The 25,718-nt window shown below is 72.4% G+C and carries 24 protein-coding genes and 1 tRNA gene; 9 read left to right on the forward strand and 16 right to left on the reverse strand.

The genetic code is table 11. The features are described 5' to 3' along the window. Positions 1-9 precede the first annotated feature (9 nt). Entirely contained in the window at positions 10-2,376 is a 2,367-nt protein-coding gene (locus ABD998_RS04605; RefSeq protein WP_345436385.1) for a PhoX family protein, read from the forward strand. 59 nt (positions 2,377-2,435) lie between these two features. On the opposite strand, the gene ABD998_RS04610 is transcribed toward ABD998_RS04605, so the two are convergent. The 5 genes from ABD998_RS04610 to ABD998_RS04630 form a co-directional block, all read right to left on the reverse strand. Then, positions 2,436-2,618 (reverse strand): YbdD/YjiX family protein, encoded by a 183-nt coding sequence (locus tag ABD998_RS04610; RefSeq protein ID WP_345436387.1) that lies wholly within the window; start codon positions 2,616-2,618, stop codon positions 2,436-2,438. Next, complete coding sequence (locus ABD998_RS04615; RefSeq protein ID WP_345436390.1) at positions 2,618-4,846, reverse strand: carbon starvation CstA family protein; 2,229 nt, start codon at positions 4,844-4,846, stop codon at positions 2,618-2,620. Before ABD998_RS04615 ends, ABD998_RS04610 begins: the two co-directional genes overlap by 1 nt. A gap of 114 nt (positions 4,847-4,960) precedes the next feature. Beyond that, positions 4,961-6,325 carry a PhoH family protein gene (locus ABD998_RS04620; RefSeq protein WP_345436392.1) on the reverse strand — a complete coding sequence of 455 codons (1,365 nt, stop codon included), beginning with the start codon at positions 6,323-6,325 and terminating at the stop codon, positions 4,961-4,963. 183 nt (positions 6,326-6,508) lie between these two features. After that, positions 6,509-7,642 carry an aminotransferase class V-fold PLP-dependent enzyme gene (locus ABD998_RS04625; protein WP_345436394.1) on the reverse strand — a complete coding sequence of 378 codons (1,134 nt, stop codon included), beginning with the start codon at positions 7,640-7,642 and terminating at the stop codon, positions 6,509-6,511. Between the two features lie 43 nt (positions 7,643-7,685). Beyond that, positions 7,686-8,513: an isoprenyl transferase gene (locus ABD998_RS04630; RefSeq protein WP_425562937.1), complete on the reverse strand. Its 828-nt coding sequence runs from the start codon at positions 8,511-8,513 to the stop codon at positions 7,686-7,688. Positions 8,514-8,536: 23 nt separating this feature from the next. Between ABD998_RS04630 and trhA the strand changes: the two genes are divergently transcribed. Beyond that, positions 8,537-9,274 (forward strand): PAQR family membrane homeostasis protein TrhA, encoded by a 738-nt coding sequence (trhA, locus tag ABD998_RS04635; RefSeq protein ID WP_345436398.1) that lies wholly within the window; start codon positions 8,537-8,539, stop codon positions 9,272-9,274. Here the strand turns inward: trhA and ABD998_RS04640 are convergent. Further along, positions 9,258-9,554, reverse strand: coding sequence for a hypothetical protein (locus ABD998_RS04640; RefSeq protein ID WP_345436400.1), 297 nt, complete (start codon positions 9,552-9,554; stop codon positions 9,258-9,260). The two genes, trhA and ABD998_RS04640, sit on opposite strands and share 17 nt — an antisense overlap. Positions 9,555-9,655: 101 nt before the next feature. On the opposite strand from ABD998_RS04640, the gene ABD998_RS04645 reads away from it, so the two are divergent. Beyond that, a complete protein-coding gene (locus tag ABD998_RS04645) occupies positions 9,656-10,048 on the forward strand; it encodes a DUF4307 domain-containing protein (RefSeq protein WP_345436402.1) in 393 nt (130 codons plus the stop codon). Positions 10,049-10,145: 97 nt separating this feature from the next. Next, the gene (gene greA, locus ABD998_RS04650) at positions 10,146-10,634 is read left to right on the forward strand and encodes a transcription elongation factor GreA (protein WP_345436404.1); all 489 of its coding nucleotides are present in this window, start codon (positions 10,146-10,148) and stop codon (positions 10,632-10,634) included. A 69-nt stretch (positions 10,635-10,703) separates the two neighbouring features. Here the strand turns inward: greA and ilvA are convergent, their stop codons facing one another. Together ilvA and ABD998_RS04660 are read right to left on the reverse strand one after the other, a co-directional pair. Beyond that, positions 10,704-11,957 carry a threonine ammonia-lyase gene (gene ilvA, locus ABD998_RS04655; protein ID WP_345436406.1) on the reverse strand — a complete coding sequence of 418 codons (1,254 nt, stop codon included), beginning with the start codon at positions 11,955-11,957 and terminating at the stop codon, positions 10,704-10,706. After that, positions 11,954-13,183: an AI-2E family transporter gene (locus ABD998_RS04660; protein WP_345436408.1), complete on the reverse strand. Its 1,230-nt coding sequence runs from the start codon at positions 13,181-13,183 to the stop codon at positions 11,954-11,956. Before ABD998_RS04660 ends, ilvA begins: the two co-directional genes overlap by 4 nt. Before the next feature lie 74 nt (positions 13,184-13,257). On the opposite strand from ABD998_RS04660, the gene ABD998_RS04665 reads away from it, so the two are divergent. Together ABD998_RS04665 and ABD998_RS04670 are read left to right on the forward strand one after the other, a co-directional pair. Then, the gene (locus tag ABD998_RS04665; protein ID WP_345436410.1) at positions 13,258-14,526 is read left to right on the forward strand and encodes a winged helix-turn-helix domain-containing protein; all 1,269 of its coding nucleotides are present in this window, start codon (positions 13,258-13,260) and stop codon (positions 14,524-14,526) included. A gap of 20 nt (positions 14,527-14,546) precedes the next feature. Next, entirely contained in the window at positions 14,547-15,464 is a 918-nt protein-coding gene (locus ABD998_RS04670) for a hypothetical protein (RefSeq protein ID WP_345436412.1), read from the forward strand. Between the two features lie 39 nt (positions 15,465-15,503). On the opposite strand, the gene ABD998_RS04675 is transcribed toward ABD998_RS04670, so the two are convergent. Next, positions 15,504-16,070, reverse strand: coding sequence for a LemA family protein (locus ABD998_RS04675; protein WP_345436414.1), 567 nt, complete (start codon positions 16,068-16,070; stop codon positions 15,504-15,506). Positions 16,071-16,193: 123 nt separating this feature from the next. Here ABD998_RS04675 and ABD998_RS04680 point away from each other — a divergent pair, with 123 nt between their 5' ends. The 3 genes from ABD998_RS04680 to ABD998_RS04690 are packed head-to-tail and all read left to right on the forward strand — an operon-like array spanning position 16,194 to position 18,815. Further along, on the forward strand, positions 16,194-16,964 hold the full coding sequence (locus ABD998_RS04680; RefSeq protein WP_345436416.1) for an isocitrate lyase/PEP mutase family protein: 771 nt from the start codon (positions 16,194-16,196) through the stop codon (positions 16,962-16,964). A gap of 4 nt (positions 16,965-16,968) precedes the next feature. After that, positions 16,969-18,135, forward strand: a complete 1,167-nt coding sequence (locus ABD998_RS04685; protein ID WP_345436418.1) for an aminotransferase class I/II-fold pyridoxal phosphate-dependent enzyme — start codon at positions 16,969-16,971, stop codon at positions 18,133-18,135. Beyond that, positions 18,132-18,815, forward strand: coding sequence for a DNA alkylation repair protein (locus ABD998_RS04690; protein ID WP_345436420.1), 684 nt, complete (start codon positions 18,132-18,134; stop codon positions 18,813-18,815). Before ABD998_RS04685 ends, ABD998_RS04690 begins: the two co-directional genes overlap by 4 nt. Before the next feature lie 13 nt (positions 18,816-18,828). On the opposite strand, the gene ABD998_RS04695 is transcribed toward ABD998_RS04690, so the two are convergent. The 7 genes from ABD998_RS04695 to eno all read right to left on the reverse strand — a co-directional run bounded on the left by ABD998_RS04695 (position 18,829) and on the right by eno (position 25,662). After that, positions 18,829-20,310: a protein adenylyltransferase SelO family protein gene (locus ABD998_RS04695; RefSeq protein ID WP_345436422.1), complete on the reverse strand. Its 1,482-nt coding sequence runs from the start codon at positions 20,308-20,310 to the stop codon at positions 18,829-18,831. 64 nt (positions 20,311-20,374) lie between these two features. Continuing rightward, positions 20,375-20,450, reverse strand: a tRNA-Leu gene (locus ABD998_RS04700). Positions 20,451-20,518: 68 nt separating this feature from the next. Next, on the reverse strand, positions 20,519-21,925 hold the full coding sequence (locus tag ABD998_RS04705; RefSeq protein ID WP_345436424.1) for an NAD(P)/FAD-dependent oxidoreductase: 1,407 nt from the start codon (positions 21,923-21,925) through the stop codon (positions 20,519-20,521). Positions 21,926-21,958: 33 nt separating this feature from the next. Further along, entirely contained in the window at positions 21,959-23,284 is a 1,326-nt protein-coding gene (locus ABD998_RS04710) for a S8 family serine peptidase (protein WP_345436426.1), read from the reverse strand. Further along, on the reverse strand, positions 23,281-23,799 hold the full coding sequence (locus tag ABD998_RS04715) for a DUF501 domain-containing protein (protein ID WP_345436428.1): 519 nt from the start codon (positions 23,797-23,799) through the stop codon (positions 23,281-23,283). Before ABD998_RS04715 ends, ABD998_RS04710 begins: the two co-directional genes overlap by 4 nt. A 9-nt stretch (positions 23,800-23,808) precedes the next feature. Further along, positions 23,809-24,345, reverse strand: a complete 537-nt coding sequence (locus ABD998_RS04720) for an FtsB family cell division protein (protein ID WP_345436430.1) — start codon at positions 24,343-24,345, stop codon at positions 23,809-23,811. Between the two features lie 36 nt (positions 24,346-24,381). Continuing rightward, complete coding sequence (gene eno, locus ABD998_RS04725; protein WP_345436432.1) at positions 24,382-25,662, reverse strand: phosphopyruvate hydratase; 1,281 nt, start codon at positions 25,660-25,662, stop codon at positions 24,382-24,384. Positions 25,663-25,718 lie beyond the last annotated feature (56 nt).

The following is a 25,718-nucleotide window of genomic DNA, read 5'->3' on the forward strand; positions in this document are numbered from 1 at the left end:
GAGCCCCCAATGGTCATCAACCTCGGTCTCACGACCCTCCCCATGGCGCAGCACGTCAAGGGCAAGCGCAGCGCCGTGACGTGCCATCTGAAGTGCGCGAACGCCTGCACCCAGGGCGTGTGCAACACGTCCTCCAACAGCTACTTCCGCGACATCGTCAGCGCGCAGATGTCGCGCCGGGCGCTTCTGGGCTTCGGGACGGCGGGCGCCGCCGCCCTCGTCCTCGCACCCGCGCTCGCCGGCCGCGCCGACGCCGCCACCGGGATCGCCGGCACCGCCGTCGGAGAGACGGGCGCGTTCGGCTTCACGTCGATCGACCCCGTGCCCTACACGGTCGACAGCTTCGTCGTCCCCGAGGGCTTCGACTGGACGCCGATCATCCGCTGGGGCGACCCCCTCTTCGGCGACAGCCCCGCGTTCGACGTGCAGAACCAGACCCCCGAGGCCCAGGCCCGCCAGTTCGGGTACAACGTCGACTACACCGACATCATCCGCACGTCGGCGACGACGGCCATCCTGTTCGTGAACCACGAGTACACGAACGAGAACATCATGGTGCCCGCCGCGCAGCTCGAGGGCGACCTCGACCGCGTGCGCCGCGTCGGCATGAAGGCCCACGGGCTGAGCGTCGTCGAGCTGGAGCGCGCGAGCGAGACGGCGCCGTGGACCCCCGTCGTCGGAGCGCCCCTCAACCGCCGGTTCCTCGACGACACGGTCTACGCGTTCACCGGGCCCGCGGCCGGCAGCCCGCTGCTGCGCACCGTCGACGACGCGGCGGGAACCTCCCCGCGCGGCACCTTCGGCAACTGCTCGGGCGGCACCACGCCGTGGGGCACGATCCTCTCGGGCGAGGAGAACTTCAACGGGTACTTCCGTTCGGCCGGCGTCTCCGAGACCGACCAGCGCTACGGCCTCGGAGACGCCGAGACCGCGCGCGGCTGGGAGAACGTCGACCCCCGCTTCGACGCCCGCACGCCCGGCTACGAGAACGAGGTCAACCGCTTCGGCTGGATCGTCGAGATCGACCCCACCGACCCCGCGTCGACGCCGCGCAAGCACACGTCGCTCGGCCGTCTCAAGCACGAGGGCGCGAACGTCATCGTCGCGGCGAACGGCAAGGTCGTCGCCTACACGGGAGACGACGAGCGATTCGACTACCTGTACAAGTTCGTCTCGCGCGACGCGTTCGTCGAGGGCGACCGCGCGCACAACATGACGCTGCTCGAGAACGGCGACCTCTACGTCGCCCGCTTCACGGGCGACTCCCCCGCGGCCGAGATCGACGGCTCCGGGGCGCTCCCCTCCGACGGCGGCTTCGGCGGCACGGGCGAGTGGCTCCCGCTCGTCGTCGGCGGCGCCTCCGCCGTGGACAGCATGAGCGTCGAGGAGGTGCTCGTCTACACGCGCCTCGCAGCCGACGCCGTCGGCGCGACGAAGATGGACCGGCCGGAGGACGTGCAGCCCAACCTCCTCACCGGCAAGGTCTACGTCGCGTGCACGAACAACAGCGACCGCGGGACGGAGGGCAAGGACGTCGCCGACGAGACCAACCCGCGCACGGAGAACCGCGACGGCCACATCGTCGAGATCACGGAGGACGCCGGCGACCAGACCTCGACGACGTTCACGTGGACGCTCCTCCTCGTCGCGGGCGACCCCGCGCAGAACACGACGGCGTACTTCTCCGGGTTCCCCGTCGACCAGGTGTCGCCCATCTCCTGCCCCGACAACCTCGCCTTCGACACGGCGGGCAACCTCTGGATCTCCACAGACGGCGCGCCGTCGAGCATCGGCTACAACGACGGGCTGTTCCGCGTGACCCTCGAGGGCCCCGAGCGCGGGCGCGTCGAGCAGTTCCTCTCCGTCCCCGCAGAAGCCGAGACGTGCGGACCGGTCGTGCACGACGACGAGTGGCACGTGTTCGTCTCGGTGCAGCACCCGGGCGAGGACGGCACCTTCGAGGCGCCCACCTCGGTGTTCCCCGACGCGTGGAAGGCGGCGCCGCTCGCCGGCGTCGGCGGCGGCTACACGGGCATCCCGCGCCCGACCGTCGTGCAGGTGCTGCCCGTGGCGGCGCCCGCGCCGACCCCCACGCCGTCCGAGACCCCCACGCCGACGCCGACGGCGAGCGCCACGCCCACGCCCTCCCCCTCGGCGAGCGCCACGCCGACGCCCACGGCCGCTCCCGTGATCCCCTCGTCGCCGTCTCCCTCCGCGACGCCGGCCGACCCGTCGGCGCCCCTCGCCCCGACGGGCGGCGGCGTCGTCGGCGCGCTCCTCGCCGGCGCAGGGGCCCTGGCGGCGGCCGGCACCGCGTTCCTCGCCCGCCGCTCGCGCTCGGGCGACGCCGACGAGGCGGCGACGCCCGAGGCCTGATCCGCGAACGGACAGCAGGAGGGGCACGGCCGGTCGACCGGCCGTGCCCCTCCTGTCTCTCAGCAGCAGCGCCCGTCGGGCGCGGCGCCCTGCTCGCGGTGCACGAGCCGCCAGAACGCGCGCTCGTCGAGGGGCTCCCTGTCGGGGTGGTGCGCCCGCTCGTGCGCGAGATAGGCCGGGTACCGCCCCTGCCCCGTCATGCCCGACAGGAACCGCACGGCGACGCTCCAGAGCGTGCGCATCAGTGCCCCCTGACGGGCTTGCGGTCTTCGGGGAGCGCGTCCCACTCCCGCTGCAGCGCCCGCTCCTCCCGTGTCGGGAGCAGCCCGGCCGGTGCGAACCGCCGCGACGGCACCGGCGCATCCTCATGGTCGATCGGCTCGACGGAGCGGAACGCCTGCACGACGCGCACGACGGCCGTGACGAGCACGACGAGCGTGAGCACGAGGAACACGATCGACAGCGTGCCCTGCACCGCGGTGTTGCGCACCACGGCTTCCATGGCCGCCACCGACGTCGCCGTGCCGAACGAGGTCTCCCCCGCCGCGAGCGCGTCGCGGAACGCCGCGTGCTGTGCCCAGTAGCCGACCGCGGGCACGCCGGAGAGGATCTTGTGCAGCGACGCCGTCGTCGTCACCACCGTGACGAAGGCGAGCGGGAGCGCCACGATCCAGAGCGATCCGAACGTGCGCCGCCGCGCGACGATCGTCAGCACGACCGCGAGCGCGATCGCCGCGAGCAGCTGGTTGGCGATGCCGAACAGCGGGAACAGGGTGTTGATGCCGCCCAGCGGATCGGTGACGCCCATGAGCAGCACGGCACCCCATCCCGCGACCATGACGGCGGTGCAGATCCACACGCCCGGGCGCCACGAGGTGTCGCGGAACCGGGGGACGATGTTCCCGATCGAGTCCTGCAGCATGAAGCGGGCCACCCGCGTGCCGGCATCGACGGCGGTGAGGATGAAGAGCGCCTCGAACATGATCGCGAAGTGGTACCAGAACGACATCATGGCGGTGCCGCCGATCCACTGCCCCATGATGAGGGCGAGGCCGACGGCGAGCGTCGGTGCGCCGCCGGTGCGCGAGACGATCGACTCCTCGCCGACGAGCTGCGCCATCGTCGTGAGCGCGTCGGGGGTGAGCGAGACGCCCGCGAGCCCGAGCCCGTTCACCCAGGCGACCGCTCCCTCGACGGTGCCGAGCGTCGCGGCGGCCGACGAGTTCATGGCGAAGTAGATGCCGCGGTCGATCGACACGGCCGCGACGAGCGCCATGACGGCCACGAACGACTCCATGAGCATGCCGCCGTAGCCGATGAAGCGCGTCTGCTTCTCCTTCTCCACCATCTTCGGCGTCGTGCCCGAGGCGATGAGCGCGTGGAATCCCGACAGCGCCCCGCACGCGATCGTGACGAAGAGGAAGGGGAAGAGCGGGCCGCTCCACACCGGCCCCGTCTCGCCGCCGGCGAACTCGCTGAACGCGGGCACCTCGATCTCGGGGCGCACGAAGACGATCGCGACGGCGAGGGCGACGATCACCCCGACCTTCATGAAGGTCGACAGGTAGTCGCGCGGCGCGAGCAGCAGCCAGACCGGCAGCACCGCCGCGACGAACCCGTACACGATGATGGCGACGGCGACCGTGACGCGGTCGAGGTGGAAGACCGCCTGACCCCATTCGGTGCCCGCGACCATCCCGCCGCCCACGATGGCGGCGAGCAGGAGCACGAAGCCGATGAGCGAGACCTCGAGGATTCGCCCGGGGCGGATCCAGCGGAGGTACGCGCCCATGAAGAGCGCGATCGGGATGGTCATGGCCACCGAGAACACGCCCCAGGGGCTCTCGCCGAGCGCGTTCACGACGATGAGGGCGAGGATGGCGGTGATGATGATCATGATGAGCAGGGTCGCGAGGATGGCCGCGGCTCCGCCGAAGCGGCCGAGCTCGTCCTTCGCCATCTGGCCGAGCGAGCGGCCGCCCCGGCGCATCGAGAAGAACATCACGAGGTAGTCCTGGACGGCGCCCGCGAGCACGACGCCGGCGATGATCCAGATCGTGCCGGGCAGGTACCCCATCTGCGCCGCGAGGACGGGTCCCACGAGCGGCCCGGCACCGGCGATCGCCGCGAAGTGGTGCCCGAAGAGCACGACCCTGTCCGTGGCGACGTAGTCCCTTCCGTCGGCGCGGTACTCGGCGGGCGTGGCGCGGCGGTCGTCGGGTCGCACGATCCGGCGCTCGATGTACCGCGCGTAGAACCGGTAGAACACGAGGTAGGTGCACACCGCGGCGAACACGAACCAGATGGCGTTCACCGTCTCGCCGCGCACGATCGCGAGCATCGTCCACGCGACGCCGCCGAGGAGGGCGATCGCCGCCCAGACGGCGATCCGCAGCGGCGTCCACCGCGGTCGCTCGTCGACGGCGACGGGCGGGAGCTCCGCCGTGCGCCGTGTGCTGTCCTGTGCCATGTCGACTCCTTCGTCTCCTGGCCGGCCCCTCTCGCGCCGGTCCCCTCCGACGATACGCAGACGGCGGCGGCGGGGCCGGATGGCCCCGCCGCCGCCGAGCGGTTCGTCGTCCCGTCAGGACAGCTCCCCGACCTCCAGCAGGTCGGTCACGAGCGCCGCGATGGCGGAGCGCTCGCTGCGGGTCAGGGTCACGTGGCCGAAGAGGTCGTGCCCCTTGAGCGTCTCGATCACGCTCGCGATGCCGTCGTGGCGGCCGACGCGGAGGTTGTCGCGCTGCCCCACGTCGTGCGTGAGGACGACGCGGGAGTTCTGGCCCATCCGGCTCAGCACGGTGAGCAGCACGTTGCGCTCGAGCGACTGGGCCTCGTCGACGATCACGAACGCGTCGTGCAGCGACCGTCCCCGGATGTGCGTGAGCGGCATCACCTCGAGCAGCCCCCGCTCGACGACCTCGTCCAGGACGTTCTGCGACACCACCGATCCGAGCGTGTCGAAGACGGCCTGACCCCACGGGTTCATCTTCTCCGCCTGGTCTCCGGGCAGGTAGCCGAGCTCCTGCCCGCCCACCGCGAAGAGCGGCCGGAAGACGATCACCTTCTTCTGGTGCTGGCGTTCGAGGACCGACTCCAGCCCGGCGCAGAGCGCGAGCGCCGACTTGCCCGTCCCCGCGCGCCCGCCCAGCGACACGATGCCCACCGAGGGATCGAGCAGAAGGTCGATCGCGATGCGCTGCTCGGCGGAGCGCCCGTGCAGGCCGAACACGTCGCGGTCGCCGCGGACGAGCCGCAGCTCGCCCTCGCCCGTCACGCGCCCGAGCGCCGACCCGCGCTCCGACTGGATGACGAGACCCGTGTTGACGGGGAGGCCGACGGCGTCGGCGTGGACGGCGACCTCCGTCTCGTACAGGTCGGCCATGTCGTCGCCCGACAGCTGCAGCGTCGAGATCCCCGTCCAGCCGGAGTCGACCGCCTGCTCGGCGAGGTACTCCTCGGCTGTGAGACCCAGCGACGCCGCCTTGACGCGCATGGGCAGGTCCTTGGAGATGATCGTGACGCTCTGGCCGTCCTGCGCGAGATGGGCGGCCACCGCGAGGATGCGGCTGTCGTTGTCGGCCAGGCGCATGCCGCTCGGCAGCACCGTCGGATCGGTGTTGTTGAGCTCGACGCGCAGGGTGCCGCCATCCCCCACGGGGACCGGGAAGTCGAGCCGGCCGTGCTCGACGCGCAGCTCGTCGAGGTGCCGCAGAGCCGCACGGGCGAAGTAGCCGAGCTCGGGGTCGTGGCGCTTGCCCTCGAGCTCCGTGATCACCGCCACGGGGATGACCACGCTGTGCTCGGCGAAGCGGAAGAAGGCTCGCGGATCGCTCAGGAGGACCGAGGTGTCGAGCACGTAGGTGCGCAGGTCCTGCGCCTTCCGTGCCGCCGATCGCCTCGACGTGCTCCTGACGGTGCCCGTGCTCGCGTCTGTCGTGCCGGCCATGTCGCACTCCCGACCCCGGGCGTCCGCCCGGCTCCTTCGAGTCGACCTGGGTCACGAGTCGTGGTCCTGACGGCCGACCCGACCGGGCGCCTTGCCCGGTGATCCGAAGCTAAGGCCGCATGTCCCGATCGCGCCATCCCGACACGCGGGTGGAATGTGACGAACGCGTGAACAACCGCGGCGTCAGCCGACCCGCGTCTGCACGAACGTGGCGCAGGCGTCGTCGAGCATTCGCAGCGACTCGTCGTCCGTCCCCGCATGCACCGACACGCGCACGAGCCCCGTGCGCGCCGTCACGGTGACGCCCGCGTTCGCGAGGGCCGCTCCGAGCGCCGCGACGTGGCGCTGGCCGGGGTCGAGCGAGACGATGCCGGCACGGCGCGCCGGGTCGCGCGGCGTGACGACGTCGATGCCGTGCGCGTCGGCGATCCCGATCACGCGCTCCGCGCGCTCCGCGATCGCCGCCTCGATGACGTCGACGCCCGTGCGCGCGACCTCGCCGAGGGCGGAGGCGAGGCGAGCGGCGGCGAGCGGGTCGGGCCGCGACACCGTGAACGCCCGTCCGTCGGGAGCCGGGGCCGGCGCGGGCACGAGGTCGAACGGGAGGTCGTCGAGGTCGGTTCCCGTCGTGCCGGAGAGCACGGGGTCGAGCGCGACCCTGGCGCGGTGCCCGTACCAGGCGAAGCCCGTGCCGCGCCCCGCGCGCAGCCACTTGTACCCGTGGCCCGCGACGACGTCGGCTGGCGTCCAGTCGACGTCGACCACGCCGAACGCCTGCGTCGCGTCGACGATGAGGAGGCGGTCCTCGCCGATCACCTCGCGGATCGCCGCGAGATCGGCGCGGTACCCCGTGCGGAAGTCGACGAGGCTGACGGCGACGGCGCTCGTCGTCTCGTCGAGAGCCGCGGCGATCGCCTGCGGCGTGGCGAACGGCTCGGCCGGGTCGATCCACTGCGGGACGACCCTGCCGCGCGCCGACGCCGCGCGCACGATCGTCACGGGGATGGTGGGGAACTCGCGCGGCGAGGCGACGATCCCGCCCGACACGCCGTACACGGCCTGCGCGATGCCGTGCGTCGTCGACGGCTGCAGGGCGACGCCGGCGAGGTCGAGCCCGAGCAGCGAGGCGACGAGCTCGCGCGCCTCTCCGACGCGTCCGGCGACGAGGCCGATGCCGCGCTCGCGGCCCGCGCCGAGCAGCTCGAGATCGGCGACGGCCTCCTCGCGCACGCTCGGGGCCAGCGGTCCGAACGCCGCCCAGTCGAGATACCCCGGTTCGACGGCGAACGTGGCGGAGAAGTCTTCGATCGGGCTCACCGATCCATTGTCGCAGAGGCGGGCTCCGGCCGGGCCGCGCCGGTCAGCGGCCGAATCGCCGGTCGCGCGACCCGAAGTCCCGGATCGCGCGGAGGAAGTCGACCTCGCGCAGGTCCGGGCCGAGCGCCTCGAGGAAGTAGAACTCGCTGTGCGCGCTCTGCCACAGCAGGAAGTCGCTGAGCCGCTGCTCCCCGCTCGTGCGGATGACGAGGTCGGGATCCTTCTGCCCGCCCGTGTACAGGTGCTCGGCGATCTCCTCCGGCGTGAGCCGCGCGGCGAGATCCTCGAGAGTCCCGCCCTCCGCCCCGTGCACGCGGATGATGCTGCGCACGGCGTCCACGATCTCGTGGCGCCCGCCGTAGCCGATCGCGAGGTTGACATGGAGGCCCGTGTTCCCCGCCGTGCGCTCCTCGGCGTCGCGGATGGCGGCCACGAGGAAGTCGGGGAGCCCGTCGAGACGGCCCACGTGCTTCACCCGCCAGTCGCGGCGCCGCGAGAGCTGGCCGGCGAGACCGGCGATGATCTCGATGAGGTCCTGCAGCTCGCGGCTGTCCCGCTTGCGGAGGTTGTCGTGCGAGAGCAGGTAGAGGGAGGCCACCTCCACGCCGATCTCGTCGCACCATTCCAGGAACTCGCGCATCTTGGCGGCGCCGGCGCGGTGGCCGTGCGCGGGCGTCTCGAAGCCGAGCTGCCGCGCCCAGCGGCGGTTGCCGTCGATCATCATGGCGACGTGGTGCGGCACCTTCTCGGCGTCGATCTGCCGCCGAAGGCGAGAGATGTAGAGCCGGTAGAGGGGTCCTCTCCCCGCCGCAGACCTCTCGCTGATCACCCTCAGAGCGTACTCCGAGCCGCCGCGTGCCGTTGACGGCATGCACGGGCGCGTACTGTCGGAGGATGACCTCCCCCGAGGACGCTCCCGCCCAGACGCCCGACGGAGTGCCCCAGCTGCCGCTCATGGACGCCGCGCAGCACGACGCTCACGTCGAGATCCGACCGACCTGGCGGGGATGGATCCATGCCGGCACCTTCCCCGTCGCCGTCGCGGCGGGCGTCGTGCTCATCTGCCTCGCGCAGGGGTCGCCCGCCAAATGGGCGTCCGCCGTGTTCATGGCGTCGTCGCTGCTGCTGTTCGGCAACTCGGCCGTCTACCACCGCTTCGACTGGAAGCCTCGGACCAAGCTCCTCCTCAAGCGCATCGACCACGCCAACATCCTGCTTCTGATCGCGGGCACCTACACGCCCATCGGGGTGCTGGCGCTCCCGCCGGAGAAGGGCACGCTCCTGCTCGTCCTGGTCTGGAGCGGCGCCGTGCTGGGCATCCTCTTCCGCGTGTTCTGGATCGGGGCGCCGCGGTGGCTGTACGTCGCGCTCTACCTCGTCCTCGGATGGGCGGCCGTGATGTACCTCGGCGACCTGTTCCAGGCGAGCGCCGCCATGATGGTGCTCGTCATCGTCGGCGGTCTGCTGTACACGGGCGGCGCCGTCGTGTACGCCCTGAAGCGCCCGAACCCGTGGCCCGGCCACTTCGGCTTCCACGAGATCTTCCACGTGTGCACCGTGCTGGCGTTCCTGTGCCACTGGACGGGAGCGCTCCTCATCGCGCTCCAGCCCGCGTTCAACGGCCCGGCGTAGCCGCGCCGTCACCGTCGTCCGCGTCGTCCGGGCGTTCGCCGTCCGGGGAGTCGGCGCGGGCGTCCGCCGCGGCCGCCTCCTCCGCATCGAGGACGGCGTTCGCCTCCTCGCGGTACTTCGCGCGACGCACCCGCCGGAGCATGTCTGCCACGAGCAGGAAGACGACGACGACGAGCAGCGCGATGGTGAGGAAGCCGAGCGGGCCCGGCGTGACGAGGTCGGGGTCGACGGTCGGGACCGGGCTCGGGGTGGCGGCGGCGAGCACGGCGAGAGCGGGCATCGAAGACTCCTCGGAGGGGCGCGGCTCTCGGACGAGAGCGTCGGGAAAGGCGGCTAGCCTGGAGTCATCAGCCTAGTTCGGACGCCTGAGAGGACGACGACGTGACGATCCAGCAGCGTCTCGACGACCGGTACGGGCGCACCCGGCGCGGATCGACCCGCGTCGCGTGGATCGTCGGCGGCGTCATCGCGGCCGCCGTCCTGGCGTGGTTCGCGTGGTCCACGATGGCCGAGGCCGCGGGGTCCGTCGACTACGACGACACGGGCTTCGCGGTGCACGGCGACCATGAGGTCGAGGTGACGTTCCAGGTGACGTCGGCATCGGACGCGCCCGTCGTGTGCGCGCTCGAGGCGCTCGACGAGGAGTTCGGGGTGGTGGGATGGCGGATCGTCGAGCTGCCACCGGCGCAGGCCGTCTCGGCGTCGTACACGGAGACCGTCCCGACGGTCGCGGAGGCGACCACCGGAATTGTCAAGTCCTGCTGGATTCCGTAGGATCGACCCTCAAGTCCATTCGACGCCCCGGCGGCTCGCCGGGGCGTCGTCACATATGCCGGCCGTCCGCGCCGCGCATGCACGAAGGAGACAGACCGTGTCCGATGACACCCAGGTCCCGTTCCTGACCCAGGAGGCGTACGACCGCCTGGCCGCCGAGCTCGAGCACCTCTCGACGACGGGCCGCGAGGAGATCGCGAAGCGCATCGAGGCCGCCCGCGAGGAGGGCGATCTCCGCGAGAACGGCGGCTACCACGCGGCCAAGGACGAGCAGGGCAAGCAGGAGGCGCGCATCCGGCAGCTGCAGGCGCTCCTCAAGGACGCCAAGGTGGGCGTGGCGCCCGAGTCGAACGGCGTCGTGGAGCCGGGAACCGTCGTCACGGCGATCGTCTTCGGCGACGAGGAGCGCTTCCTCCTCGGCAGCCGCGAGATCGCCGGCGGCACCGACCTCGACGTGTACAGCGAGCGGAGCCCGCTCGGCGCCGCGATCATCGGGCTCGCCGAAGGCGACAAGACGTCGTACCAAGCGCCCAACGGCAAGTCGGTGCCGGTCGAGATCGTGAAGGTGGAGACCTTCACGGGCTGACGCCCGACGCACACGACGACGGCCGCCCCGATCAGCCTGTGAAGGCGGGGCGGCCGTCGTCGTGTGCGCTCACTCCGGGAGGATCTCGGGGCGGAAGCCGGCGTCGCGGAGGATCTGCAGGGTGAGGCGCTTGTGCTCCTCCCCGCGGGTCTCGACGGAGATCTGCAGGATCACCTCGCTGATCTGCAGACCCTGGCCGTGCCGGGTGTGGAGCACCTCGATCACGTTCGCCCCCGCCTCCGCGAGCAGCTCCGACACCCGCGCGAGCTGGCCGGGGCGATCCGGCAGCGGGACGCGGATCGTCATGTAGCGTCCGGATGCCGCGAGACCGTGCGCGACGACGCGCTGGAGCAGGAGCGGGTCGATGTTGCCGCCCGAGAGCACGGCGACGGTGGGCCCGGCCGCCCTCACCTTGCCGGCGAGGATGGCCGCCACGCCGACGGCTCCCGCCGGCTCCACGACGACCTTGGCGCGTTCGAGCAGCACGAGCAGCGCGCGAGCGATGTCGTCGTCCGTGACCGTCACGACCTCGTCGACGAGGTCGCGGATGAGCGCGAACGTCTCGTCACCCGGTCGGGACACGAGGATGCCGTCGGCGATCGTCGGCTTCGTCTCGATCGTCACGGGCTCGCCGGCGGCGAGCGAGACGGGGAAGGGCGCTGCGTTCTCCGACTGGACGCCGATGACGCGGATCCGCCGTCCCTCGGCCGCCGCCTTCGCCTTCGCGGCGGCGGCGACGCCGGCGATGAGGCCGCCGCCGCCGATGCCGAGGAGGATCGTCTCGACGCCCTCGATGTCGTCGAGGATCTCGAGGCCCAGGGTGCCCTGCCCCACGATGATGTCACGGTGGTCGAAGGGGTGGATGAGCACGGCGCCCGTGCGCTCGGCGTGCTCGGCCGCGCGCCGCAGGCCGACGTCGACCGTCGCGCCCTCGAGGACGACCTCGGCGCCGTAGCCCTTCGTCGCGAGGAGCTTCGGCACGGGGACGCCGAGGGGCATGTAGATGGTGGCCGGGATGCCGAGCTGCTGCGCGGCGAGCGCGACCCCCTGGGCGTGGTTGCCCGCCGAGGCCGCGACGACGCCGCGAGCCCGCTCCTCGGCGCTCAGCCGCGACAGGCGGTGGGTCGCGCCGCGCACCTTGAACGAGCCCGTGCGCTGCAGGTTCTCGAGCTTGAGGTGGACGGGGACGCCCAGGAGGTCGCTGAGGTGCTGCGAGTACTCGGTGGGGGTGTGCTCGACGACTCCCGCGAGCCCCCGCGCGGCCTCCTCGAACTCCTCCAGCGCAGGTGCGGTGCCGCGCGGGTGCGCATCCGACAGGGTCATGATCGTGCCTTCCCGTCCTCGTCGTCCTCGGCGCGTCCGAGGGTCTTGGGGACCGTGCTCCAGATGAGGTCGCCGTGGACCGCCGACCCCGTGCGCCACGAGCCGCTGCTCAGGGTGACGGCGACGACGTTGACGAACGCCGCCACAGGGACCGCGAAGAGGGCGCCCGCGATGCCGCCCACCATCGATCCGCCCGCGACGACGAGCACCACCGCGAGGGGGTGCACCTTCACCGCCGACCCCATGAGGAGCGGCTGCAGGATGTGGCTCTCGATCTGCTGCACGAGCAGCACGACGGCCAGCATGGCGACGCCGATCCAGAGGCCGTTGTACGCGAGGGCGATGACCACGGCGAGCGCGCCCGTGACGATGGCGCCCACGAACGGCACGAACGCCCCCAGGAACACCATGACGGCGATGGGGATGGCGAGCGGCACGCCGAGCAGGAACGCCCCTAGGCCGATGCCGACGGCGTCGATGGTGGCGACGATGATCTGCGTGCGCGCGTAGTTGATGAGGGTCGTCCAGCCGTTGCGCGCCGCGGCGTCGGCGGCGGGGCGCGCGGCGCGCGGGAACAGCCGGACGGTCCAGCGCCAGATGCCGGCGCCGTCGAAGAGGAAGCACAGGAGGACGAAGAGCGACAGCAGCAGGCCGGTCGCGAAGTGCCCCACTGTCGTGCCGACGGCGAGCGCGCCGTTGAGGAGGAGGTCGGCCTGCTCCTGCACCAGCGAGAACGATCCCGCGAAGAACTCGTCGATCTGCTGCGCCGTGACGACGCCCGAGTCGAGGAGGAACGCGCGCACCTGGGTGGCGGAGCCCGCCATGCGGTCGCGCACCTCGTCCGCCTGCTGCGAGATCTGCCACACGACGAGCCAGATGAGTCCGGCGACGACGGCGATCGTCCCCAGCACGCTCACGATGACGGCGACGACCCGCGGCACTCGGTGCCGGAGCATCCAGGAGAAGCCGGGGTAGACGAGCGCCGTGAGGAGGGTGGCGACGAAGATCGGGATGACGAGCAGCTTGAACTCGATGACGAGCCAGACGATCACGGCGACGACGCCCGCGAGGACGAGGAACCGCCATCCGTAGGCCGTCGCGACGCGCAGGCCGGGCGGGACCTCGTCGGGGGACGGAGACGGACGAGGCGCGGGCTCCGGCTGCGCGGCGGAGCGCGCACGGCGGAGGAGGCCCTTGCGACCGTGTCGGGACGTGGCGTCGCTCATCCTCGTCATCCTAATCCCCGGCGTATTCCGCTCCGGGCGTGAAGCGTGTCGGTGGCCGTCGGTAGCGTGGCGGCGTGAAGGATTCCCTCTCCGCCGCCGAGGCGCGGCGCATCGCCCTCGCCGCGCAGGGGTTCGGTCGCCCCCGCCCCGAGGCGGCGACCGCGCGCCGCGTGCGCGCCGAGCTCGCGCGGATGGCCGTGCTCCAGATCGACTCCGTGAACGTGTTCGCGCGCAGCCACTACATGCCGCTCCTCTCGCGGCTGGGGCCGTACGACCCTGCCGTCCTCGACGGGCTCGTGCTGCGCCCGCGCACGCGCAGCTCGACTCCCGAGTACGTGGAGTACCTCGCGCACGAGGCGACCTTCGTGCCGCGCGACGACTGGGCGCTGTGGCGGTTCCGCATGGGCGACATGCGCGACCGCTACAGTGCTCCAGGGAGCTGGTACGCGGAGAACGGCGCGACGCTCGACTGGGTGCGCGCCGAGCTCGCCCACCGCGGTCCGCTCCGCCCCGCGGAGATCGAGCGCGACGTGCAGGCGGCCCGCGGGCCGTGGTGGGGATGGGACGACGTCAAGCGGGCGCTCGAGATGATGTGGCGCTTCGGCGAGGTCGCCATCGCGGGGAGAGCCGGCTTCGAGCGGCGGTACGCGCTCGCGGCGCACGTGCTCCCGCCCGCCGTGCTCGACCGCGCCGTCGCGCGTCCCGACGCCATCCGCGAGCTCGTGCGACGCGCAGCGCGCGCGAGCGGAGTCGCCACGGCCTCCGATCTCGCCGACTACCACCGCATCCGCGACCGCCGCGCCGTGCTGGCCGCCGTCGACGACCTCGTCGACGGCGGCGAGCTCGTCCCCGTGCGCGTCGCGGGTTGGGAGCGCGGCGGACGCCCCCTCGCCGCATGGCGGCATCGCGACGCGGCGCTCCCCCGCCGCATCGACAGGGCGACCGTGCTGACGCCGTTCGATCCCGTGGTCTGGTTCCGCGAGCGTGCGGAGCGTCTGTTCGGCTTCGACTACCGCATCGAGATCTACACCCCGGCCGACAAGCGGCGCTTCGGCTACTACTCGCTCCCTCTGCTCGTGGACGACCGCATCGCCGGGCGCATCGACCTCAAGGCCGACCGTGCCGCGTCGACCCTGCGCGTGCAGTCGGCCTGGTGGGAGGCGGGTGCGGGCGGAGGAGCGGACGCCGAGAGGGCGGCAGCGGCCCTGCGCGACGCCGCGCGCTGGCAGGGACTCGAGTCGACGACGGTCTCGCGGTGGGGCGACGCGGCCGACGACCTCGCCGCCGCGCTCGACGCGCCGCGTCACGACCATCCCCGGGTTCTCCCTGCGGACGCTGACTAGGGTGTCGGGAGGAGGCCCGCATGAAACGTCCCCTGATCCCCGTGCTCGCGCTCATCGCCGCCGTCGTGATCGGCATGATCGTCGTCGGATTCTGGACCGCGAGCCGGCCGGCCGGTGCGCAGGACGTCGCGGCGCGGTTCGCCGATGCCCTCGCGACAGGCGACGCGGACGCCGCCCGCGCACTCCTGCAGGACCCGACGGCCGTCACGGAGGAGGCGTGGACCGCGTTCTCCGGCGCCGAGCACCTGACGCTCGTCGACGAGGCCGTCGTGACGGAGGACGACGACACGGCGCGCGCGGAGGTCCCCGCGAGCCTCGGCGACGAGCCGATCGAGCTGTCGTTCCCGCTCGTCAGGACCGACGACGGCTGGCGCGTCGCGGAGGCGCCGCTCGGCACTCTGTCGGTGACGTCGTCGCGCGGGGAGCTCGTCGAGGTCGCCGATCAGCCGATCGCCCTCGAAGGCGGCGCCGCGCGGGTCGACCTCCTGCCGGGCGTGTACCCCGTCTCGGCCTGGCCCGCCGCCTATCTCGACGGCGGAGCCGACGTCGCCGTCGCCCCCGCTGGCGAGGCGGACGCGGCGCTCGACCCGGCGTTCACGGAGGAGGCGCGCACGCAGGCCGAGGAGCAGCTCGCGGCGTACATCGACGGCTGCCTCGCGACCGCCGCCGAGGTTCCGGCCGGCTGCGGGATGGTCGTGCCCTGGCCCGCAGATCTCGCGGAGCTCGACGAGATCTCCTTCCGGGCCGAGACGCTGCCGTCGCCCGTGGTCGATCTCGAGGCCGGGACCTTCGCGGCGGAAGGCGGCAGCGTCGTGGTGACCGCGACGGGCCTGCGCGCCGACGGCTCGGAGGCCGAATTCTCCTACCGCTCGGACACGTGGAGCCTGCGCGGCACGGTCTCGGTGGACGACGAGGGCCTCCTGCTCAGCGTCTTCTGAGCGGGAGGCCCTCGTCGTCGCGGCGGCTCGGCCGGCGGTTCAGAACTGCACGCGCGGCGGCTCCGCGATGGCGGCACCGCCGTCGACCTCGAAGAACTCGCGTTGCGCGAACCCGAGGCTCGAGGCGAACAGGTTGTTCGGGAAGACCGCGATCTTCGTGTTGAGCTCGCGCACGCCGCCGTTGTAGAAGCGCCGGGACGCCTGGATCTTGTCCTCGGTGTCGACGATGCTGTGCTGCAGCTGCAGGAAGTTCTGGCTCGCCTGCAGCTGCGGGTACGACTCCGCGACCGCGAAGAGGCTCTTGAGCGCCTGCTGGATGTGGTTCTCGGCGATGCCGGCGTCGGCGGGACCGGCGGCGCTCAGCGTCTCGGCCCGCGCCCGCGTGACGTTCTCGAACACCGCCTTCTCATGCGCGGCGTATCCCTTGACGGCCTCGATGAGGTTCGGGATGAGATCGGCGCGGCGCTTGAGCTGCACCGTGATGCCGCTCCAGGCCTCGTCGACGCGCACGTTGAGCTGCACGAGCGAGTTGTACGTCGCCCACAGGTAGATGGCCGCGATGACGACGATCGCCACGACGACGAGGACGGGAATCAACCATTCCACGACGGAACCCCCCTTGGATTTCTGCGTCCATCCTAGACATCGTCGAGACGCCCTCGCCGTGCGCCGCCTGCGCATCCGCAGACGATGCGCCCTGTGCCTGCCGAATCTCGGTACCGTCGAGGCATGACCATCCAGGACAGGGCCCTCGCCCTCCAGTCGCTGCACGAAGCACCCGAGATCCTCCGCGTCGTGAACGTGTGGGACGCCGTCAGCGCCCGCACCGTGGGCGATCTCCCCGGCACGCGCGCGATCGCGACCGCCGGGCACTCGATCGCGGCCTCCCACGGGTACGCCGACGGCGCCATGCCGCTCGAGGTGAACATCGCCGCCATCGCGCGCATCGTCGAGGCCGTCGACCTGCCGGTGTCCGCCGACCTCGATGCGGGCTACGACGACGCGGCTGACGCGGTGCGCCGGGCAATCGGCGCGGGCGCCGTGGGAGCCAACGTCGAGGACCGGCTCGCGCCGTTCGACGAGTCGGTGGCGAAGGTCGCCGCCATCGTGCGCGCCGCCGAGGCAGAGGGCGTCGCCTTCCAGCTCAACGCCCGCACCGACGCCATCGTGCGCGGCGGCGACCGCCCGCTCTCCGCGAGCGTCGACGATGCGATCGATCGCGGACGCGCCTTCCTCGACGCCGGCGCGAGCCTCGTGTTCGTGCCGGGCGCTCTCGACCGCGACACCGTCTCACGGCTCGTGGAGGGGATCGGCGAGCGCAAGGTGAGCATCATCGGCCTGCCCGGCGCCCTCACCGCCGCCGAGTACCAGGAGCTGGGCGTCGCCCGCATCTCCTACGGACCGCTCACGCAGCGGGTCGCGCTGCGGGCCCTCCGCGACCTCGCCACCGACCTGTACGGCACCGGCGTGATCCCGCAGGACACGCCGGCCCTCAACTGAGCGCATGAGGCTGTCGCGACGCGCCGAGCGCGTGGAGCCGTTCCACGCGATGGCGTTCGGCGCGCGCGCGGCAGAGCTCGAGGCGGATGGCAGCCGTGTCATCCGCCTCGGGCTCGGCGAGCCGGACTTCGGCGCACCGGAGGCGGTCCGCGCTGCCCTGCGCGATGCCATGGACGGCCGCCCGCTCCCCTACACCCCCGCCCTCGGGCTCCCCTCCCTCCGCGCCGACATCGCGCGGTTCTACCGCGACCGGCACGGGGTCGACGTCGACCCCGCGCGCATCGCCGTCACCTCGGGCGCCTCCGCCGCCCTCCTCGTCGTGCTCGCCGCGATCGCCGACGAGGGCGACGACGTCCTGCTCGCCGACCCCTCCTACCCGTGCAATCGGCAGCTGATCGAGACATTCGGCGCACGCGCCGTGACGGTTCCCGCCGACGCTGCGCACCGCTGGCAGCCCGACGCGGCCTCGCTCGCTGCGGCCTGGACCCCCCGCACGCGCGCCGTCATGATCGCGACGCCCGCCAACCCCACCGGCACGACCATCCGTCCGGCCGAGCTCGACGCGATCTGCCGCCTCGCCCGCGACCGCGGCGCCTGGCGTCTCGTCGACGAGATCTACCTCGACCTGGCCGACGAAGGGGCCGACGGCCGGCGTCCCGCGACCGTGCTCGCACGCGACCCCGACGCCATCGTCGTGTCGAGCTTCTCGAAGTACTTCGGGATGACCGGGTGGCGGCTCGGCTGGGCCGTGCTGCCGCCCGCGCTCGTCGCGCCCGTCGAGCGGCTCGCGATGAACTACTTCCTGTGCGCGTCGACGCCGGCGCAGATCGCCGCACGGGCGTGCTTCTCCCCCGCCACGCTCGCGGAGTGCGAGGAGCGGAGGCTCGAGCTGCGGGCCCGCCGGGGCATCGCGCTCGCCGGGCTCGCCGAGCTGGGGCTCGCGGTCCCGGTCGAGCCCGACGGCGCGTTCTACGTCTACGCAGACGTCACCTCGACGGGGATGGACGCGGACGAGTTCTGCCGGCGAGCCCTCGAGGAGGCGCACGTGTCGCTCACGCCCGGTCTCGACTTCGGCCCTGCGACCGCCCGCTCGCACGTGCGCCTGTCGTACACCGCCTCCCGCGACGACCTCCGCGAGGGGCTCGCGCGTCTGCGTACGCTGGTGCCATGAGCGACCCCTCCAGCGTCGGGACGGCCGTCGAGGCCATCCGCGACGAGCTCGCCGCCCTCGAGGACCCGCGCATGCGCGCCGTCAACGAACGGCACGGCGACGACCACGGCGTCAACCTCACGAAGCTCCGCGCGGTCGCCAAGCGCGTCGGAGCCGATCACGAGCTCGCCCTCGCGCTGTGGTCCACCGGCGAGACGCCGGCGCGGCTCGTCGCGCTCCTCATCGCGCGCCCCCGGCTGTTCTCCGCCGACCAGCTCGACGGGATGCTCCGCGCATCACGGGCGCGCAAGGTGCAGGACTGGCTCGTCGCCTATGTCGTGAAGAAGAGCCCGCACGCGGAGGACCTGCGCCGCTCCTGGTTCGACGACGCCGATCCCGTCGTGGCCGCGGCCGGATGGGACCTCACGACCGAGCGGGTGCGGAAGCGGCCGGACGGCCTGGACCCCGCGCGTCTGCTGGACCTCGTGGAAGCGGACATGAAGGACGCCCCCGAGCGCCTGCAATGGGCCATGAACCAGACTCTCGCCGAGATCGGCATCCGCATCCCCGGGCTGCGGGCGCGCGCGATCGCGATCGGGGAGCGCCTCGAGGTGCTGAAGGACTATCCCACGCCGCCGAACTGCACGTCTCCGTACGCCCCCGCCTGGATCGCGGAGATGGTGCGCCGCGCGGAGGGCTGAGGCTCCCGCCGCGTCAGGTGCCGCAGAACGTGCGGTGCCTCGGCGAGCCGGCGGGCGCGGGGAGGGCGTACCTCCTGTCTGCGCCGCGCTCGTCGAAGGGATGGCGCAGCACCTCGAGCAGCGCGTCGAACGGCCCGAGATCGCCGTCGACCGCGGCATCGAGCGCCTCCTCCACGAGATGGTTCCGCGGGATGTGCACGGGGTTCGCCCCTCGGATGCGGTCCGCACGGGGGACCTGCGCGCGCCACGCCGCGAACCACGCATCGAGAGCGGGCACGGGCCCGAGGAAGCGGGCCCGCACCGCCCGCTCATCGCCATCCGCCGCCGCCGCGAGATCGCGCCAGAAGCCGGTGAAGTCCACACCGTGCTCGTCGAGCAGCGCGAGCGCCGCGTCGGCGAGGGCGCGCGCGACCGCCCCGTCTGTCCGGTCGTCGAGCCCGAGCTTCGCCCGGAACGCGGCATCGCGATGGGACCGGTAGCGCGCGTCGAAGCCCGCGACGATCTCGGCGGCCGCGCCCTCTCCCTCGTCCTCCCCCGCCGCGAGCAGCGGCGCGATCGCGACGCCGAGGCGCTCGAGGTTCCAGCGCATGATCGACGGCTGCCGCTCGTAGGCGTAACGGCCGTCGCGGTCGATCGAGCTGAACCACGCACCGGGCTCGTACGCGTCGAGGAACGCGCACGGGCCGTAGTCGATCGTCTCCGCGGAGACGAGCACGTTGTCGGTGCTCAGCACGCCGTGCACGAACCCGAGGCTCATCCACGCGGCCGTCAGGGCGGCCGTCGAGTCGACCACGGCCGCCAGCAGAGCACGGTGCGGATGGCGCGCATCCGCGGCGGACGGATGGCTCCGCTCGATGACGTGATCCGCCAGCCGGGCGAGGAGGGCGCGGTCGCCCTGAGCGCGCACGTACTCGAACGACCCGAAGCGCACATGGCTCGAGGCCGTGCGCGCGAGCACGGCGCCCGGCAGCTCGACGCCGTCCAGACGTCGGGGCGCGCCGGTCGCGACGACCGCGAGCGCGCGCGTCGTGGGGACGCCGAGAGCGTGCATCGACGCGGACAGGGCGAACTCGCGCAGCATCGGGCCGACCGTGGCGTAGCCGTCCACACGAGACATCGACGTGGGGCCGATCCCCTTCAGATGGATCTCGCGCAGGCGGCCATCGCCCGCGGCGCGCCGCTCCCCCAGCAGCGCGGCACGGCCGTCCCCCAGCAGCGGACGGAACACCCCCCACTGGTGGCCGGCGTACACCTGCGCGACGGGCGGCGCGTCGGCGGGTGCCGATTCGCCCGTGAGGAATCGCACGCCCTCCTCCGCCCGCAGCGAGGCGGGGTCGAGGCCGAGATCGGCGGCGAGGTCCGCATCGAGGGCGAGCACCCGGGGCGCGGGCGTCCGCGCGGGTGCCGCCGGACGCGACAGCTCGGGGAAGCGGCGCGCCCACTCGCGCTCGAGGCCGTGGACGGCGGGGGCGGCGAGAGGATGCGGCGTCGGCATGGTCGTCATCGTAGGCTGCGCGCGGACGCCCGCCGCGTCCCATGACGGGAGGCTACGCCGCGAGTGGTCCCCCCGCTGGGATTCGAACCCAGACTGGAGCGAGTTTAAGTCGCCTGCCTCTGCCGTTGGGCTACGGGGGGGGTGGTCTGACGCTACGGCATGGCGAAGGCCGCCACCGACGAGCGGTGACGGCCTTCGGCGCACGGGACTACTTCGCGGCGGGCGCCTCGACGGGCGCAGCCGCCTCCGCGGGCGCGGCCACGGGGGTGGGAGCGGGCTCCTCGACCTTGGGCTTAGGACGCGACGCGTACGTCTCGAAGAAGACGCGGGGGGTCTGAGTGGTGCCGAGCTGCACGGTGTCGCGGCCGAGGAAGAAGTTGTGCACCCAGCCCCAGATGACGCGCCACTTGCGCTCCCACGACGGCATCGCGAGCCCGTGGTAGCCGCGGTGGGCGACCCAGGCGACGAAGCCCTTGAGGGCGATGCTGCCGGACTGGAAGGCGCCGTTGTAGAGCCCGAGACCCGCGACGGCTCCGAGGTTCTTGTGGACGTAGTCCACCGGCTGCTCGCCGCGGAGCACCGCGACGAGGTTCTTCGCGAGGCGCTTCGCCTGGCGCACGGCGTGCTGGGCGTTCGGCACGCACATGCCGCCCACGCCGCCGCCCGTGAGATCGGGGACGGCCGAGACGTCGCCCGCCGTCCAGGCGCCCTCGACGACGTTGCCGTCGGCGTCGACGACGCGCAGGTCGGCCTGCGCGCTGATGCGGCCGCGCGCCTCCTTGGGCAGGTCGCCCGCGTTGACGACGACGGGGTTCGCCATGACGCCCGCGGTCCAGATGATGAGGTCGCTGGGGTACTTCTCCCCCGTCGAGACCTCGACGACGCCGTCGACGGCCGACGTCACCTGCGTGTCGAGGTGGACGTAGGCGCCGCGCTTGGCGAGGTCCTTGAGGACCCACTCGCTCGTCTCGAGCGAGACCTCGGGCATGATGCGCCCCATGGCCTCGATGAGGTGGAACTGCGTCTCGTCGAACGAGATCTCCGGGAACTTCTCCAGGAGGGAGTTGGCGAGCGAGCGCAGCTCGGCGAACGTCTCGATGCCCGCGAACCCGCCGCCGACGACGACCGTCGTGAGGAGCCGGGCACGCAGCTCGCTCCCCTTGGGCAGGGCCGAGGCCTTCTCGAAGTTGCCGATGAGGGTGTCGCGCACCGCGACGGCCTCCTCGATCGACTTCATGCCGATCGCGTTGTCCGCGATCCCGGGGATCGGGAACGTGCGCGACACCGAGCCGGCGGTCACGACGATGTGGTCGTACTGCAGCTCCCAGGGCTCCGCGCCTTCCGGCGTGATCGTCGCCGTCTTGTTGGCGTGGTCGATGCCGGTCACCTTGGCGGTGATGAGCTTCGTGCGCGTGAGGTGACGACGGTGCGAGACGACCGCGTGACGCGGCTCGATCGAGCCGGCGGCGACCTCGGGGAGGAAGGGGAGGTACGTCATGTAGGGAAGCGGGTCGACCATGACGACCTCGGCCTCACCTTGACGAAGGTGCTTCTCGAGCTTCCACGCGGTGTAAAACCCCGCGTATCCACCACCGACGATGAGAATCTTGGGCACGTGAAACTTACTCCTTGAGTTGTGTGCTGCTGGCTACCGCTGCGCGCGCGTCGAACGAACGCGCCTGACCGCAGACACGACGCCGAGCACGACAAGGATACCAGCGGCGCTCAGCGCGAAGAGCGGCAGGGTCACCTCGCGCATGCTGTCGGCCGACGGCAGGAGGGGCGAGCTCGCCTCGCCGGGGGCGTCGGCGGGCGGGATGGCGGGGATCTCCACGGCTTCCGCAGTCGGCACGGGCTCGGGGCCGGCCTGCGCACGACGGTGGAGGGCGATCCATTCCTCGAGGCTCCCGAGGGGATTCTGCGCGACGGTCGCCACGGTGCCGTCGACCGCCGCCGCGGCGTCGACGAGGCCGTACCCGTACTGCGGATCGGGGACCGACTGCACGCCGTCTGGACGCTCCGCCGTGCGGATGATGCGGTTGACGACGTTGGCGGCGTCGAGCTCGGGATGCGCGGCGCGCACGAGCGCCGCGACGCCGGCGACGATGGGGGCGGCGCCGCTCGTGCCGCTCCACTCGACGACCTCGCCCGTCGCCGAGACGCCCAGGAGCTGCTCGCTGGGGGCGGCGACGCCGATCGTGATGCCCTGCGTCGAGGCGCCCACGCTCGCGACTCCCGCCGTGTCGACGCCAGCGACGGCGAGCACGCCGGGGATGGTCGCGGGCGCTCCGACGACCGTCGTGCCGCTCGCGCGGTTGCCTGCCGCGACAACGACGACGACGTCGTGCTCGAAGGCGTAGAGGAACGCCTCGTCCCAGCTCTCGTCCCAGTCGAGCGTGTTCGTCGTGAACGACAGGTTCACGACGTCGGCGCCGTTGTCGACCGCCCAGATCATGGCCTCGGCGACCTGCTCGTCGAACGGCACGGCGGCGGATGCGCCGAAGCCGAGCGAGACGGACAGCAGATCGGCCTCCGGCGCGACGCCGATCATCCCCTCGTCCTCGCCCGTGCCGCGGCCCGCGGCGAGCGAGGCGACGTACGACCCGTGGTTCTGGTCGGTCGCGCCGACGGGCGTGCGGCCGTCGGCCGCGCCGACGCCGGAGACATCGGTGCCGTCCACGACGGCCCCCTCGAACTCCTGCGGGCCCTTCGCGATCCCGGTGTCGATGACCGCGATCGTGACGCCGTCGCCGCGGGTCGTCTCCCACGCCTCCTCGACGCCGTACTCCTCGAGCCAGTACTCCGCCGCCCGCACGGGGTCCTCGGGCTCGGGTGTCGCCGTGGGCGTCGCCGTCGGGGTCGGCGTGGGTGTCGCCTCGACGGCGGCGGGTGCCGGCGAGACGGCCGCCGCGGGCGCCACCGGGACCGCGGCACCGAGGAGCGCCACGAGGAACGCGGTGACGGGGCGCCTCATGCAGCGGCGCCGGGGTTCTCGCATTCGCAGCGCTCGGGCGACCACGCCGATCGCGCGAGCGCGAGGTCGCCGAGCGGGTTGACGCCGGGGCCCGCTGCGAGCGCGTGGCCGGCCAGGGCGTGCAGGCACTTCACGCGGGTCGGCATGCCGCCCGCCGAGATGCCGGCGATCTCGTCGACCTCCCCGAACTGCGCGCGGTCCGCGAGGTAGGCGGCGTGCGCGCGGTGATACCCCGCGCGCACCTCGTCGTCCTCCTCGAGGAGCGCCGTGAGCTCCGGCATGACCTGGCCCGCCTCGAGCCGCGACATCTCCGCCGTGGCGGCGGGGTGCGTCAGGTAGTAGAACGTGGGGAACGGCGAGCCGTCTGGAAGCCGGGGCGACGTCGCGACGACCGTCGGGTTGCCGCACACGCACCGCGCGGCGACGCCGACGACGCCACGCGATGGCCGCTGCAGCTGCGTCTCGACGACCTCCAGGTCGACGGGTCGCACGGGCTCGAAGGGAGGTGTCGTCACCTCGCCAGGCTACCCGCCGGTGCTGTCGTCCGGCTGGAAGACGCCGCCGCCGTCGACCGTCTCGTCCTCGGACACGGCCGACTCCGCGAGCCCGCTCGCGACGACCGATCGCAGCAGCTGGCCCATCCAGTCGCCCTCCGTCTCCTCGACCTCGGGGCTGACGGGGTCGGGCTCGCGCGGGAGCTCGCTGTCGTCGAGATCGTCGACGACGAGGTAGTTCACCTCGCCCGGATACGTGTAGTAGAGGCGCTCGCGCGCCTGCGCGGCGACATAGGCGTCGTCGTTCCAGCGCTCGCGTTCGCGCTCCAGCTCGGCAACCTCGTCGGCGCTCACCTGCACGGCCTCGCGGAGGAAGGCGATCCGCTGCTGCTGGGCGAGGTAGGTGCCCGCGGTCGGCACGAGCACGAAGGCGCCGAGGACCACGAGACCGAGCATGACGACGGCGAATCCCGACACGCGGATGCCGCCGAGCCATCCGCGCACGTCGACGCGGCGCGTCCCCTTCCCGGAGACGGCGGAAGGGGGAGCCGATGGTCTCTTCGCCATGGCTCCCCCTTCCGTCACACGGGGTCGGTGACCCGCTTACGCCGTGAAGCGCGGGAAGGCGCCGCGGCCGGCGAACGTCGCGCCGGCACCCAGCTCCTCCTCGATGCGCAGAAGCTGATTGTACTTCGCGACCCGGTCGCTGCGAGCGGGCGCGCCGGACTTGATCTGACCGCAGTTGACGGCGACGGCGAGGTCGGCGATCGTCGTGTCCTCGGTCTCGCCCGAGCGGTGCGACATCATCGCGGTGTAGCCGTTGCTCTGCGCGAGCGCGACCGCGTCGAGCGTCTCGGTCAGGGTGCCGATCTGGTTCACCTTGACGAGCAGCGAGTTCGCCACGCCCTTCGCGATGCCGTCGGCGAGACGCTGCGGGTTGGTGACGAACAGGTCGTCGCCGACGAGCTGCACCTTGCCGCCGATGCGGTCGGTGAGGGCCTTCCAGCCCTCCCAGTCGTCCTCCGCGAGAGCATCCTCGATCGTGACGAGCGGGAAGTTCGCGAGCAGGTCCTCGTAGTACGAGGTGAGCTCCTCGGCCGTGAGCTGCTTGCCCTCGAAGTGGTAGCGGCCGTCCGCGAAGAACTCCGTCGAGGCGACGTCGAGGCCCACGGCGATGTCGGTCCCGGGGGTGAAGCCGGCCTTCTCGATCGCGGCCATGAGGAAGTCGAGCGCACCGCGGTTGGAGGGGAGGTCGGGGGCGAAGCCGCCCTCGTCGCCGAGGCCCGTGGCGTAGCCGCCGGCCTTCAGCTCGCTCTTCAGCACGTGGTACGTCTCGGTGCCCCAGCGGAGCGACTCCGCGAACGACTCGGCGCCGAGCGGCACGAGGAAGAACTCCTGCATGTCGACGCCCGTGTCGGCGTGGGCGCCGCCGTTGATGACGTTGAGGGCGGGGACGGGGAGGACGTGCGCGTTGGGTCCGCCGACGTAGCGGAACAGCGGCAGGTCGGCGCTGTCGGCGGCGGCCTTCGCGACCGCGAGGCTGACGCCGAGGATGGCGTTGGCGCCCACGCGCTTCTTGTTGTCGGTGCCGTCGACCTCGATGAGCGCCTGGTCGATGACGCGCTGCTCGCTCGCGTCGAGCCCCTCGATGGCCGGGCCGAGCTCGTCGATGACGGCGTCGACGGCCTTCTGCACGCCCTTGCCGGCGTAGCGGCCCTTGTCTCCGTCACGGAGCTCGTACGCCTCGAAGGCGCCCGTCGATGCGCCGGAGGGGACGGCCGCGCGCTGCACGATGCCGTCGTCGAGGAGCACCTCCACCTCGACGGTCGGGTTGCCTCGCGAGTCGAGAATCTCGCGAGCGCCTACTGCTTCGATCAGTGCCACGGAAGTACTCCTTGTCGGTGGGTGATGCGGGGAGCGACGTCGGTCCGAGCGCCAGT

The sequence above is a fragment of the Microbacterium gilvum genome, from assembly GCF_039543865.1.
GTDB lineage: Bacteria > Actinomycetota > Actinomycetes > Actinomycetales > Microbacteriaceae > Microbacterium > Microbacterium gilvum.